At 70.8% G+C, this 13806-nt stretch carries 12 protein-coding genes; 6 read left to right on the top strand and 6 right to left on the bottom strand.

Annotation, left to right across the window (positions count from 1 at the left end; translation table 11 throughout):
- The first annotated feature begins 43 nt into the window (after positions 1–43).
- Positions 44–1000: an aminoglycoside phosphotransferase family protein gene (locus LXN57_RS18160; RefSeq protein ID WP_251799344.1), complete on the top strand. Its 957-nt coding sequence runs from the start codon at positions 44–46 to the stop codon at positions 998–1000.
- Between the two features lie 337 nt (positions 1001–1337).
- Here the strand turns inward: LXN57_RS18160 and LXN57_RS18155 are convergent, their stop codons facing one another.
- Positions 1338–1793, bottom strand: a complete 456-nt coding sequence (locus LXN57_RS18155; protein WP_251799343.1) for an NUDIX hydrolase — start codon at positions 1791–1793, stop codon at positions 1338–1340.
- A gap of 10 nt (positions 1794–1803) precedes the next feature.
- Positions 1804–4044, bottom strand: a complete 2241-nt coding sequence (locus LXN57_RS18150) for a putative bifunctional diguanylate cyclase/phosphodiesterase (RefSeq protein ID WP_251799342.1) — start codon at positions 4042–4044, stop codon at positions 1804–1806.
- A 123-nt stretch (positions 4045–4167) separates the two neighbouring features.
- On the opposite strand from LXN57_RS18150, the gene LXN57_RS18145 reads away from it, so the two are divergent.
- Positions 4168–4623: a GNAT family N-acetyltransferase gene (locus LXN57_RS18145; RefSeq protein WP_251799341.1), complete on the top strand. Its 456-nt coding sequence runs from the start codon at positions 4168–4170 to the stop codon at positions 4621–4623.
- Positions 4620–5648 (top strand): pseudaminic acid synthase, encoded by a 1029-nt coding sequence (gene pseI / locus LXN57_RS18140; protein WP_251799340.1) that lies wholly within the window; start codon positions 4620–4622, stop codon positions 5646–5648. Before LXN57_RS18145 ends, pseI begins: the two co-directional genes overlap by 4 nt.
- A 38-nt stretch (positions 5649–5686) precedes the next feature.
- Here the strand turns inward: pseI and LXN57_RS18135 are convergent, their stop codons facing one another.
- Complete coding sequence (locus LXN57_RS18135) at positions 5687–7546, bottom strand: class I SAM-dependent methyltransferase (protein ID WP_251799339.1); 1860 nt, start codon at positions 7544–7546, stop codon at positions 5687–5689.
- 476 nt (positions 7547–8022) lie between these two features.
- Here LXN57_RS18135 and LXN57_RS18130 point away from each other — a divergent pair, with 476 nt between their 5' ends.
- From LXN57_RS18130 to LXN57_RS18120, 3 genes are read left to right on the top strand one after another with little or no spacing between them, the layout of a single operon-like run.
- Positions 8023–8382, top strand: coding sequence for a fluoride efflux transporter FluC (locus tag LXN57_RS18130; protein ID WP_251799338.1), 360 nt, complete (start codon positions 8023–8025; stop codon positions 8380–8382).
- Positions 8379–8732 carry a fluoride efflux transporter CrcB gene (gene crcB, locus LXN57_RS18125; RefSeq protein WP_251799337.1) on the top strand — a complete coding sequence of 118 codons (354 nt, stop codon included), beginning with the start codon at positions 8379–8381 and terminating at the stop codon, positions 8730–8732. Before LXN57_RS18130 ends, crcB begins: the two co-directional genes overlap by 4 nt.
- 30 nt (positions 8733–8762) lie before the next feature.
- Positions 8763–9398 carry a GNAT family N-acetyltransferase gene (locus tag LXN57_RS18120; protein WP_251799336.1) on the top strand — a complete coding sequence of 212 codons (636 nt, stop codon included), beginning with the start codon at positions 8763–8765 and terminating at the stop codon, positions 9396–9398.
- A gap of 180 nt (positions 9399–9578) precedes the next feature.
- Here LXN57_RS18120 and LXN57_RS18115 read toward each other — a convergent pair whose 3' ends face one another.
- From LXN57_RS18115 to LXN57_RS18105, 3 genes are all read right to left on the bottom strand, one after another.
- Entirely contained in the window at positions 9579–11735 is a 2157-nt protein-coding gene (locus tag LXN57_RS18115; protein WP_251799335.1) for an MMPL family transporter, read from the bottom strand.
- A 71-nt stretch (positions 11736–11806) separates the two neighbouring features.
- Positions 11807–12451: a response regulator gene (locus LXN57_RS18110; RefSeq protein WP_251799334.1), complete on the bottom strand. Its 645-nt coding sequence runs from the start codon at positions 12449–12451 to the stop codon at positions 11807–11809.
- 27 nt (positions 12452–12478) lie between these two features.
- Positions 12479–13774, bottom strand: coding sequence for a sensor histidine kinase (locus tag LXN57_RS18105; protein WP_251799333.1), 1296 nt, complete (start codon positions 13772–13774; stop codon positions 12479–12481).
- Positions 13775–13806 lie beyond the last annotated feature (32 nt).

Here is a 13806-nt window from a genome sequence, read left to right as displayed (position 1 = left end):
CTTCGGGCGGGCCTTGAGCGCTGATCTGCGCGACAATGCGGCCGTGCGGGAGCGACCGGACGGCCTGAGCGACGACGACGTGATCCGTGGCCTGGCCGACGGCTGGAACCTGCGGCCGCGCGAGCTCGAGTTCCTCCCGGTGGGCGCCGGTGGCTACCACTGGGCCGTCGACGACGAGGGCGGCGAGCGCTGGTTCGCCACCGTCGACGTAAGAGCTGACCTGCCCACGCTGAGGCAGGCACTGGGCACGGCAACCGCGCTACGGAAGGCCGGCCTCACCTTCGTGCTCGCCCCGGTCCCCGACCGCGACGGCGACGCGGCCCGCCCGTTGAGCGCCCAGCACGCCCTGTCGGTCTATCCCCTGGTGCCCGGAACAGCCGGCGACTTCGGCCCCCATGCGGAGTCCGAACGGAACGACGTCCTGAACCTGCTGATCGACCTGCACCGGACCGACCCACCTTCGATCGCGCTCCGCACCGACCTGCGCCTGCCCGGCCGCGAGGATCTGGAGACGGCCCTGTCCGCCCTGGACGCCCCGTGGACGGGTGGCCCGTACGGCGAACCGGCGCGCGAGATCCTGAGCCGCCACGCCGCCCGCATCACGACCTGGCTGCACGAGTTCGACGAGCTGGCCGCATCCGTCGCCCCCACCACCGAGTGGGTGGTCACCCACGGCGAGCCCCACCCCGGAAACGTTCTCCGGACGCCCGACGGCCCACTGCTGATCGACTGGGACACCGCCCGCGTGGCCCCACCCGAACGCGACCTCTGGATGCTGACCAGCGCCATGATCGGCGCTCCCCCGGCCCCCGACGACAGCCTGCTCAAGACCTACGGGCATCGAACCGGCCGCTCCGTCTCCCGCCCGGCGATCGCCTTCTACCGCCGCTGGTGGATCCTCGCCGACCTGGCCATCTACACCGCCGAGCTCCGCCACCCCCACACCGCCACCCCCGACCGGGCCGACTCGCTCCGCTACCTCACCGCCTGTCTCCAGTAAGGCCGTCCGCCTGCCCGCCTCGATGATCGCCGCCGCCGAAGCCGCCGGGCACCCGGCCGGTGTGTCAGGTGTCGTGCAAGAGGCGCTCGCCGACCGTCACGCCGGCCGCGCCAACGAGGTGCGCGACCCTCGCGAGGCCTGGCTGTGCTGCAGCGCGTCATCAGCCATCTCGACAGCGCCGCATGACGAGTTGTCGCTGATCTGTATGCAACAACCTTGCCGGGCTCAAGCGCGATCCCGTCCGGCACGACCTTGCCGGGCTCACGCGATCCTGGCGGGCACAACCTTGCCGGGCTCACGCGATCCTGGCGGGCACAACGCTCGTCCGGCGAAGCGCTCACGGCAGTCGCCGCTGAAGCAGAGAAACGACTTCGGCCAGGTCGGGTGGCTCGAGGCGGTCGAGAAGGGCCGGGAAGTCGGCCGGGCGCACCCAGTCGTGGCCGAGTAGGTCCTCGACCTCGTACGGCATCAGGCCGGCCGCGGAGAGGGCCGGGCGCGCGGTGTCGTAGCGGGCCACGAAGAACTGCTCGTTGCCCGCGAAGAGACGGCCCTTCCAGGTGGTCTCGCGGTAGACGTCGAGAAAACTGTCGCCGATGCGGGCGGGGTCGAGGCCCGTCTCCTCGGCCAGTTCGCGCCGGGCCGTCTCGAGCGGGGTCTCACCCTGCTCGATGCCGCCGCCGGGCGGTTCCCAGAGGCGGGCGCCGTCGTGCGGGTCGCGCCAGTTCATCAGAAGCACCCGGCCGTCGGCGTCGAAACAGATCACGCGCACGGCCGGGCGGTGGAACGTCTCCATGAAACAGACCTTAAGCGCGGGCCTCGACCGGCAGCAGGGCCTCGAAGTCGGCGGCCGGCATCGGGCGGGCGAAGTGGTAGCCCTGAGCGGCCCGGTAGCCCAGTTCGCGCAGCCGCTCGGCCTGCTGCGGGGTCTCGACGCCCTCGGCCACCACGTGCAGCTTCAACGCCTCGGCCAGGTGGGCCACGCCCGCGGCGACCGACACGCGGCCGTCCGGGTCGGCCTGGGTGAACGCGCGGTCGAGTTTGACCTCGTCCAGGGGTACGTCGTGCAGCAGGCTCAGCGGCGAGCTGCCGGTGCCGAAGTCGTCCAGCGCCAGCTTGACGCCCAGGGCGCGCAGCTCGTCGAGCATCGTGAACGACTCGCCCGCTACGACCGGCATCGACTCGGTGATCTCCAGGGTGATCTGGGCAGCAGCCACGCCGTACTCGTCGAGCAGCGCCGACAGGGCGGTGGCGAAGTCGGGTTCCCGCAGGTCACGGGGCGAGATGTTGATGTTGAGGAGGGTGCCGGCGGGCCAGTCGGCGAGCTGGCGCAGCGAGGTGCGCAGCACCCAGCGGCCGAGGGGCACGATCAGGCCCGTACGTTCGGCGAGCGGCAGGAACGCGGCCGGCGCGAGCGTGCCGTGCACCGGGTGGTTCCACCGCACCAGGGCCTCGGCGCCCAGCACCCGGTGGCCCTCGTCGAGCGTCACGATCGGCTGGAAGAGCAGGAACAGCTGGTCGTCGCGGATCGCGTCCTGCAGCTCGGCCCCGACCGAGGTGGCGGCCATGTCGGCGTCGTAGTGCAGCGCGGCCGTGCCGGGGAGCGCCTTGGCCGCGTACATCGCCATGTCGGCCTGCCGGAGCAGCAGGCTCGGGTCGTCGCCGGAGCGACCGTCGGCGATGCCGATGCTCGCCCGGATGGGCAGCTCGTGACCGTCGACCGGCACCGGCGCCCGCAGGGAATCGATCATGCGGCGGGCGGCCAGGTCGGCCGCGTCGGGGCCGGCGCCGTCGATCACCACCACGAACTCGTCGCCGCCGAGCCGGGCCACGGTGTCCTCGACGCGCAGGCAGCCGGCCAGGCGCTGGGCGACCGCGATCAGCAACTGGTCGCCGACCTCGTGCCCCAGAGTGTCGTTGACCTCTTTGAAGTCGTCGAGGTCGATCAGCGCTACGGCGACCGGACGGTCGCCCGGGCTCTCCAGCGCCCGGCGCAGCCGGTCGTGGAAGAGCACCCGGTTGGGCAGCTGGGTGAGCGCGTCGTGGGTGGCGTTGTGGTCGAGGCGGCGCAGCAGCCGGCCGTTGTCGCGGAACGCGGTGATCTGGCGGAGTACGACGACGGCGGTCAGCAGCACGGCGGCGACCACGATGATCCGGCGGTCGCTGCTCTCCCGCCACGTGACCGCGATCAACAGCCCGTCGACGACGGCGACGGCCAGATAGGGCAGGAAGCTGAACGGGCGCCGGCGGACCGGCTGGACGCCGCGGCGCGGGCCGGGCCGGGCAGCGCGCTGACGACGGGTGGCCAGCACGGCGCAGAGAAAGAGGGCCGGCAGGTCGATCATGTCGGGGAACAGGTTGGGGTCGAGCGCCACGAACAACGGCCGCAGCGTGGGCCCGATCACGCCGATCACCACCGCGATGCCGATCATCCGCAGGGCGCCCGGTTCGATCTGGTTCTGGCTGGTGAGCAGGAATTTGGCGACTGCGAAGACGGCGAGCAGGGCGAGCAGGCTCAGCGCCAGCGAGGTGAAGAGCATGCCGGGATCGCCGTCCTCGAGCGCGTACCGGCCGGAGAAGTGCCACAGGTAGACCGCGCAGGCCAGCATCACTGCGCCCGCGTCGAGCACCACGCGGAACAACTCGCCGCGGGTCTGCTGGCCGAACGGAAGGCGGAGCAGGGCGTACATGACCAGCAGGACGGCGATGCCCTGGAAGCCGATCTGACCGACGCTGACGCCGGCATGCACCGGGTCAGGCACCGTGAGCAGGTGGTGGGCCTGAGCGGCGTTACCCAGCCCGACCGGCAGGCAGACCCACGCGATCCGCTTCCAGAACTGGCGTACCGGCGGGGGAAGGTGCTCGGTGCGAGCGGTCCGGACGCTGTCGACAGCAAGCACCGCGGCGCCGGCGACGCTGGGCAGCCACAGCAACGCCCACGGGACCACGGGGTGGACGGCGTTGACGACCACACCGGCGATCACCGCTGCCAGCAACCCAGCGGATACGCGCAGTGCTCGACTGTCGCCGGTCCAGACCATGCCCATCCGGTCGCCTCCTGGGGGAAAAGTGCTCCCGTTCGATCGGCTGGTGGTGGACGAGGGTGAGGAATTGCGCTGTGACCCAGGTCCCCGGCGGAAACACTCGGGGGGCGGCCATACTTTGACACTGTGCTGCGACCTGCGACCTACGCCGAACGGGATCTGATCCTGCCCTGGCGCAACCACGAGTCGGTGCGTGCCGTGAGCCTGACCACGCACGAGATCAAGCCCGAGGAGCATGCGAAGTGGTGGGAAAAGCGGTGGCGTGATGTGCTGATCTACGAAGACGATGCAGGCACGCCCGCCGGCGTGGTGATCTTCGACGGCAACACGTGGTCCTTCTATCTGGACGCCGCGGGGCTGGGCGACAAGTTGCTCTTCGCGTGGATGCGCCTGGAGAAGGAGGCCGTCGACTACGCCTTCGGCACACTTGGCCTGGAGACCCTGGGCGGCGAGACCCTGGCCGACAACAAGCAGGTGCTCGCCCTGCACCGGCGCTTCGGCTTCAAGGAGACGCGGCGCTACGAACGACTCGTCGACGGTGAGATGAAGACTGTCGTCTGGACGGAGAGAGGGAAGCAATGACTGAGTTCGGGCCCGAGAAACGGCCGTACATCGTCGCCGAGATGTCGGGTAACCACAACGGCTCTCTCGACCGGGCGCTCGCGCTGGTCGACGCGGCGGCGGACGCCGGCGCGGACGCGATCAAGATCCAGACGTACACGGCCGACACCATGACCGTGGACGTGAAGCATCCCCGGTTCCAGATCTCCAAGGGCCACGAGCTGTGGTCCGAGGCCTATCTGTACGACCTCTACGAGCGCGCGCACACGCCGTGGGACTGGCACGAGCCGATCTTCGAGCGCGCCCGCGAGCGGGGCATCACGCCGTTCTCCAGCCCGTTCGACCGTACGGCGGTCGAGTTGCTCGAGAAGCTCGACGCCTCGCTCTACAAGATCGCATCCTCGGAGATCACCGACCTGCCCCTGATCCGCCTCGCGGCGAGCACCGGCAAGCCGATCATCATCTCGACCGGCATGGCCTCGGTGAAGGAGATCGCCGCCGCGGTCGAGGCGGCCAAGGGCGTCGGCGCCACCGACATCACCGTGCTGAGCTGCACCGCTTCCTACCCGGCCCCGCCGGAATACACGAACCTGCGCCGCATCCCGGTCCTGGCCCAGATGCTCGAGCTGCCGATCGGCCTCAGCGACCACACGCACGGCATCGGCGTGCCGATCGCGTCGGTCGCATTCGGCGCCTGCCTGATCGAGAAGCACGTGACGCTGGACCGCGCGGACGGCGGTGTCGACTCGGCCTTCTCGCTCGAGCCGGCCGAGCTCAAGGCGCTGCGCATCGAGTCGGAGCGGGCCTGGCAGGCGCTGGGCACCACGCACATCGGCCCGACCGAGGCCGAGAAGGAAGGCCTGCGGTTCCGGCGCTCGCTCTACGTCGTGGCCGACGTGAAGGCGGGCGACAAGGTCACGCCCGAGAACGTACGGTCCATCCGCCCGACCGGCGGACTCGAGCCGGACGCCATCGGGCTGGTCCTCGGCCGCACGTTCGTGGCCGACGCCGCCAAGGGCACGCCGCTGACCTGGGAACTGATCTGACCGGACAGTAAAAGGGGGCCCCTCGGGGCCCCCTTTTCTCACACCTGCTGTTGCTGCTTGGCGGCTGCCTTGCGGGCCCGCCGGTTGCGGACGAACTTGCGGCCGTCGCGCACGATCACCCGGTAGCCGCTGCGGGCGACCATGAGGACCCGGCCCGGCCAGGTCTTCTTGTAGAACTGGACCTCCCAGTCCATCTTGCTGACCGCGAGGTCGCGCGACTTGATCATCTGCTCGGTCCACTCCATCATCGCCAGCAGATGGCTCGCCTCGTACCGCTGGCGCCACAGCGCCTCGGTGAGCTCGCGGAAGCCGGGCACGTCGACCGAGGCCGTGCCGGGCGTGACGGCCAGCAGCTGGAGCCGCCGGTCGTGCTGGTCGGCCAGGCTCAGGTCGAACTCGGCCGCCTCGAGCTGGACGTGCAGCTCGACCGCGGCGCGCACCCGGTCGGCGTCGACACCCCGGCCCACCATGCCGAGCATGATCGCGGTCAGGTCGACCGCGCTCGACGTGATCTGCCACGGGTGGGGCTGACCCGACGTGATCAGCTGCACCGCGAACTGCCAGATCGCGCGGACCACGGCGATCTCGACGGCCACCGGCTCGATCGGTTCCCAGCGGGTGGGCAGCAGCGTCGGGCCCTGGTCGGTGACCAGGACGTCGGCCAGGCCGGCCAACGCGACCGGGCCGGTCAGCCGGCCGTCCTGAGCCTGGCCGCGCAGCCAGGAGTCGAACTGGCCCAGCTCGAGGCGCAGGGCGCGCAGGTCGCTGGTCGCCGCGTGGTGCAGCAGGCGCTCTTCCAGCACGTAACCGGACTCGGCGCCGGACGTGGTCGGCTCGCTGACGCGACGCAGGCCGGCCCGCTCGAGCGGGCCGGAGAGCGGCTGGAGAACGGTTGTGCGGACGTCGCCCTGCTGCGACGAGACCTCGTACGCGAAGCTGCCGCTCGGGTCGCCGACAAGCAGTTCGTGGCGGTCGATGCCGGCGGCGTCACCGGCCCGGGCGATGACCAGCCAGGCCGGGGCGACCGTGGCCTCGGCGCCGGCGCGCAGCGACCGGCTGACCAGGCGGCGCGGGTCGCTGAGCACGGGACGATTGCGGTAGGCCGCGGTGATGGCGCGGGACAGCGCGGTGCCGAGCTGGGGGCGCAGCGGGGAGGAGACCACGCCGAGCAGGCCCTCGCCGACCAGGACGGTCGGGACGGCGGGCTCGGGGAACACCGCGTACGAGGCGCCGACCGTCAGGCCGGACTCGGCGAGCCGGGCCGCCAACTGCTGCTGCGAGGCGGGACGCTGCGGGTCGTTCTCGTCCTCGGGGGCATCCCAGTCCGAGTCGAGGCGTTCGCGGTTGCCCGGCTCGAGCCGGACGGTGTGGTGCACGCCCAGGTGGTTGTCGTGAACCAGCAGCAGGACGCCGTCGGGCCGGACCGCCTCGGCCAGCCGATCGATCAGCCGGGCCGGGGACATCTGCTCGCCCTCGGTGGAGTTCAGGCGCTCCACGCCGTCGGCCGCGACGACCAGGTCGAACCGCTCACCGGCGTCGAGCTTGACCGCGGCGCCGGACAGGACGGTGACCTGCGAGTGATTGCGGGCTGCGTCCTCGGCGTCGATCAGCGAGCGGAGCAGCCAGCTGACCGAGGCGCCGCTGTCGGCCAGCGCGACGACGACCTCGTCGGCGTGCGGGCCGGCGACCAGGACCGAGCGACCGGGACCGGCGTACTGCCCGATCAGGTGGCGAAGGACGGCGCCGCGCGGCAGCGCCTCACTACGCTGCGGGTCGCGGTCGCTCCAGTTGAACATCTCGCCGCCGATACGCCGCAAGTTGTTGACCGGCGGCGCGGTAAGCGCAGCAGCGAAGTCCGTACCCTGATTGGGAAGCAGGGCAGCGGAGCGCTCCGACATCACTTCACCCTCTCTGTGGAAGCTGGCCGACCCGATTTGTGCTGAGGGGCCGGCGGGCGGGCGTGACCGCAGTGATTGTTGAAGTGCTGCATTCCCTCGTCCATCGCCGGCTGCTGGTGCGCTGCCATCTAGTGTCACTCGGGCGCGCGATATCGGCAGGTCCTCGAAGACCCGCGAAGTCGGACGCCGAAAGGTACCACTCAAGGTTAAGTTCCGCGCAGACCGTTAGGGAATCGTTCCCCGGTCATACCGGCGAGCCGTCCGGGCGAAATGTACCCGAATGGCGGGTAAACGTGGCTCCGACCGGAGGCTCCGGGTGACGCCTGAAAGGAAGCTGTGTGGCACACATCACGGGATGACAACCGTAACTTCGTTCACGCGCGCCCTCACCCCAAGATCATGACCTACAGTGGACAGTCCGGCCGGGGCGGACGCCGCCACGTTCGCCCCGGTCACAGCCCCGGTAGCTTGATCCGGTGAACCTCCGGACCCTCACCGTGATCGCCGCCGGCGGCGTGCTCGGCGCCCTGACCCGCTACGGCCTCAACACCGTCTGGCCCCATCCCGAGGGCGGGTTCCCCTGGGCCACCTGGCTGATCAATGTGTCCGGTTGCCTGGTTATTGGCGGTGTTTCGGTGCTTGTTCCCACTCCGCGCCGCTTGCGGCTTTTTCTGGGCACCGGCTTCCTGGGCGGATACACGACGTTTTCGACGGCGATGACCGACGTCGTGGTGTCACCGACCGTGATCGGCTTCGCCTATCTGTTCGCCACGGTCGCCGGCGCCCTCCTGGCCGTCTGGACCGGCAGCTCCCTCGCCCGGCGGGTGCGGCGATGACGGTCCTGCTGGTCGCCCTGGGGGCGGCGGTCGGCGCGCCGCTGCGCTACCTGACCGACCAGGCCCTGCGCGCCCGGGCCGGAACTTTCCCGCTCGGCACGTTCGCCGTCAACGTGGCGGGGTCACTGCTGCTCGGCTTCCTGATCGGGTTGCCCGTGCCGCCGGCGCTGGGCGCACTGCTCGGAACGGGATTCTGCGGAGCGCTCACGACGTATTCGACGTTCAGCCTGGAGGCGCTGACGCTGGTCGAGAACGGGGAGCGGGTGCGGGCCCTGACGTACGTGCTGGCCAGCCTCACCGTCGGCCTGGGCGCCGCCTCCCTGGGCCACCTGGCCGGCTCCGCCCTCTGAGGATTCGCCCGGCGGAGGCACGATCGACGCATGGAATTGGCCAAGATTTTGCAGTTGGCGGCCGGTGGGGTGTTCCCGCCGGCCGACGGGGGCACCACCGTCGTCCCGCAGCCGAGCGTGCGCGACGCCGGCGTGCTGGCCTGCACGGCTCATACCGTGATCTTTCTGGATGACGACCCCGAGTGGATCCGCGCCACGATCGCCGGCCTCGACTGCGACCCGCTCGCGGCCACCATGAACCCGGTCTTCCTGGCGGCGTTGATGGCCCGCACCGGCCGCACCACCGAGACGATCGACCTTCTCACCGTTGCCCCCGCGCTGCCCGGACCACCCCCGCTGCCCGTCACCGAGCAAGATCAGGATCATCCCCGGGTACGCCGGGCACTCACCCGCCGCGACGACGTGCGCACGTGGTCGGCGCCGGGCGGACTGCTCACGATCGGCCGTGGCGTGGCGGGCCGCTGGGAGGTCTCGATCGAGGTCGACGTGCAGGCGCGCGACCGTGGTCTGGGCCGCGCCCTCGCGCTGTCCGCCCGCCACCTGATCCCGCCCGGCTCGGTGCTGTGGTCGCAGCAGGCCGCCGGCAACGCCCGCAGCGTCCGCGCCTTCCAGTCCGCCGGCTACCGCCCCGTCGGCGCCGAAATCCTCCTGCACTCCGCCCACTGACAGAGGCACCCCGCACGGCGGCAGAGGCACCCCAGGCCGCCCGCTGACAGAGGCACTCCGCCCACTGGCAGAGACACTCCGCACGCCGGCTGAGACGCCGACGTCCTCTTGCACCGAGCCCCCCTGACAGAGGCCGGGGCCTCGGCGAAAGCCGAGACCCCGACGGGGAAGGGAAGCGCGTCAGGCGACGGTGGTCAGCTCACGCTCGCGCGGCTCGGGAGCAGCGGCCGGCGGGGGCTCGTGGGCGATCTGCGGCAGCCAGCCCAGCCAGCGCGGCAGCCACCAGTTCTTCTCGCCCAGCATCGCCATCACAGCCGGCAGCAGCACGGCCCGGATGATGGTCGCGTCGAGCAGCACGGCCGCGGCCAAGCCGATGCCCAGCTGCTTGGTCGACGCCATCGGCAGCGTCGCGAACAGGGCGAACACCGCCACCATGACCACCGCCGCGCTCGTGATGACGCCGGCCGTGCGGCCGATGCCCTCGCGGACAGCCTGCCGGGTCGGCAGGCCGCGGTCGTGGCCCTCGCGGATCCGGCTCAGCACGAAGACGTGGTAGTCCATCGACAGTCCGAACAGGATGATGAAGAGGAACAGCGGCATCCAGTTGGTGATTCCCCCGGACGCCTGGAAGCCGAGCAGGTCCTCGAAGTGGCCGTATTGGAAGACGAAGACCAGCATTCCGTACGCCGCGGCGACCGACAGCAGGTTGAGCACCACCCCGGTCAGCGCGACCACGACCGAGCGGAACGACACCAGCAGGAGCAGGAAGGCCAGGCCGAGCACGAAGCCGAACACCCAGGGCAGGCTGGCGTTGAGCCGCGCGTTGAAGTCGGCGCTGCCCGCCGCCTCACCGGTCACCAGGGCTCCCGGCCCGAACGCGGCCGGCGCCACGTCGTCCCGCAGCAGGTCCAGCGCCTTCTCGTCGGTCAGGCCGACCGAGACGACGGCTACGGTGCCCGCCGGGTTGAGCTCCACGTCGACCGGGCCGGCAAGCCGGCCATCGCTGTTCTCGACGGCCTCGCGGAAGCCGGTGACCTTCTGCTCGAAGCCCGCGCCGGGCGACTGCACCACGACCTCGGCCGGCGAGATCTCGCTCGGGAAGGCCTTCTCGACGGCCAGGTAGGCCTGGACGATCGGCGCGTCGGGCGACAGGTCCTCGATGCCCTCGCCCTTGGTACGCAGGTCGAGTGCGGGGGCGGCCAGGGCGGCCAGCACGCCGACGGCCAGCACAGCCGAGATCAGCGGCTTGGCCAGCACCAGGCGCAGGAAGCCGTTCCACATCCGGCCGTCGCCGCGCTTGCGGTACAGGCCCGGGATCTTGACCGCGTCGACCTTGTCGCCGAGAGCCGACAACAGGGCCGGCAGCACGGTCAGCGAGCCGAGCACGGCCGTCGCGACGACCAGGATGGTGCCCACGGCGAAGCTGACGAACGTGGCGTCGTACGTCAGGAACATGCCCGCCATGGCGACGATGACGGTGAGACCGGAGATCCAGATCGAGCGGCCCGAGGTCTGGGCGGCGATCACGAGCGCGCGGTGCGGGTCGGCCCCGCTGCGCCGCTCGTCGCGTTCCCGGCGGATGTAGAAGAGGCAGTAGTCGACGCCGACCGCCAGTCCCACCAGCAGCATCACGTGCGCGGTGGTGTCGACCGTCGGCGCCAGGCGGCTGGCGAAGGCGAGCAGGCCCATGGCCGCCATCACGGCCATGATGGCCAGCGCGACCGGCAGCAGGGCGGCGACCACGGCGCCGAACGCGACCAGCAGGATGCCCAGGGTCACCGGGATGGAGAGGATGCCGAGCTGGGTCAGACCCTTCTCGAGGTCCTCGCCGATCAGCTTGTCGCCGCTGGCCGACCCGCCCTGGGCGACGTAGAGGTCGGGGTGTTTCGCCTGCACGGCGGCGACCGTGTCGAGCGAGGGCTGCACCCGGTCGGCCGCCGTCTCGGCGTCGCCGCTGATGCTGAACGTGACCAACGACGAGCGCTTGTCGGGCGACTCGACCGGCGGCTGCACGTCGATGACGTTCGCCGTGCTCTTGAGGGCCTTGGTCAGGTCGGCGATCGCGGCCTTGCGGTCGGCGCCGGCCCGGTTCTGCACGATGACCATCTCGCCGGCCGGCTGCTCCGGGAAACCGGCCGCCTCGACGATCCGGTCCGCCTTACCAGAATCCCCGTGTCCCTGGTCCGACGACGTCGCCTCGAGAGTGCCGAAGTGTCCACTGAGTACCGTCACGCCGATCACGAATGCGATCCACCCGAGGATCGCGAGCGCTCGGTGGCGGGCGCTCCACAGCGCGGCGCGGGCCGCGATTCCCTTGACGTTTTCCCGGTTTTCCATGGGAATGACGCTATGAACAACCGGGACCCCGATCGATACAGCAGACCCGCGTATCGGGGGTAGTGGTAGCCCTACCCCTGCAGATAGGCCAGCACTGCCATCACGCGGCGGTGCTGCTCCTCGTCCTGATGCAGCGACAGCTTGGTGAAGATGTTGCGCACGTGCTTCTCGATCGCGCCGTCGGTGACGACCATCTTGCGGGCGATCGCGTTGTTGGACAGGCCCTCGGCCATCAGCCCGAGCACCTCACGCTCGCGCGGGGTCAGGTTGCGCAGCGGGTCGTCGCGGCGGCGGCGGACGAGCAACTGGCTGACCACCTCGGGGTCGAGCACCGTGCCCCCGCCGGCCACGCGGCGCAGGCCGTCGAGGAACTCCGCGACCAGGGACACCCGGTCCTTCAGCAGGTAGCCGACCGCGCCCAGACGGTCGGCCAGCAGGTCGTCGGCGTACGAGACCTCGACGTACTGCGAGAGCACGAGGATCGGAGTGCCGGGCACCAGGCCGCGCGCCTCCACCGCGGCCCGGAGCCCCTCGTCGGTGTGCGAGGGCGGCATGCGGACGTCCACGATGGACACGTCCGGCTTGTGCTCGACGATCGACGACACGAGGGAAGGCCCGTCGCCGACGGCCGCCACCACCGTGTGGCCGTTCTCTTCGACGAGCCTGACGAGACCCTCACGCAACAGCACCGCGTCGTCGGCAATCACCACCCGCATACGCACATGCTGTCAGATTTCCAAGTTCTACACGGGGAGGGCTGCGGTGAGCCTCGTCCCTCCCCCTGCCGGGCTCGAGACGTCGAGCACGCCGCCGGCCGCGCGGACCCGGTCGTCCAGGCCGGCCAGACCGTGGCCCTTGGCGACGCTAGCGCCGCCCACCCCGTCGTCGGCGATCGAGACGATCAGGCCGGTGGCGTTGCGCTTGACGCTGACCTGGACCTCGTTGGCGTGGCTGTGCTTGGCCACATTCGTGAGCGCCTCGGCCACCACGAAGTAGGCCGTCGACTCCACCGTCGGTTCGAGGCGCTCGGCCAGCGTGGCGTCCAGCTCGACCGGGACGAGGCTGCGGCCGGCCAGGGCGGTCAGCGCGGCCTGGAGCCCGCGGTCGACCAGGATCGGCGGGGCGATGCCGCGGGACAGCGCGCGCAGCTCGTCGAGCGTCTCGCGGGTCTGGGTGAGCGCCTCGGCCACGGTGGCCCGGGCCGCCTCGGGGTCGGTGGAGAACTGCTGCTCGGCGCGGCCCAGGTCCATCGCGAGGCGCACCAGGCGCTGCTGCGGGCCGTCGTGGATGTCGCGTTCGAGCCGGCGCAGCGCGTTGGCCTCGGCCGAGACCGCGGCCGCCTTCTGCTGCTGGGCGACCGTACGGGCCGCGTTGGCCTCGGCGACCTGCTCGCGCAGCTCGTTGACGCCGCTCAGCAGGCCGCGGGCGAACCACGCCTCGAGCAGGGCGGACGCGCGGACCACGGGGTAGAGGGTGCCGAGGAAGAACACGCCGCAGGCGAAGTAGAAGAGCAGCCGGGTGGCGGTGCCGTCACCCATGCCGAGCAGCTCGGGCAGGTCGGTGTTGTCTTCCGGGTGCGGGATCGACCAGTCCCACAGCACCACGGTCAGGCCGCCGATCGCGCCCGCCCACCAGGTGATGACGAGGCTGAACGAGATGGTGCTGGGGATGAAGCGGAACATCCCGTGCAGCATGTCGAGCCAGGACTGGCCGTCGCCCAGGGTGGTCAGCGCCTGGCGCACGAAGCCGCCCTCGGCCGCCTTCTTGTAATAGGGGTGCGGCAGCCGTTGGCCGAACACCGGGCCGATGCGAGCACGCTCGAGCATGGCGAAGCCGCGGGCGGTCATGAGGGTCGCGATCAGGATCGGGATGCCGACCCAGATGATCAACGTGCCGAGACCGGTGAAGAACAGTGCCATGAAGAGCGACACGGTGAGAAGGCCGATGGGGAAACCGATCAGCACGTACTGGGTGTCGATGCCGACCTGGCGCACCAGCCGGGCCAGGGGTGAGCGCGTGAGGAAGGCTTGCGTCGTCATGCTGTTGACGCTAGGCATCGGCGCGCTCCGTT

Source organism: Paractinoplanes hotanensis (genome assembly GCF_023717965.1).
In the GTDB taxonomy this organism is placed as follows: domain Bacteria; phylum Actinomycetota; class Actinomycetes; order Mycobacteriales; family Micromonosporaceae; genus Actinoplanes; species Actinoplanes polyasparticus.
The sequence above is the reverse complement of the archived record's forward strand: the minus strand, read 5'-3'. Positions and strand labels throughout refer to the sequence as shown.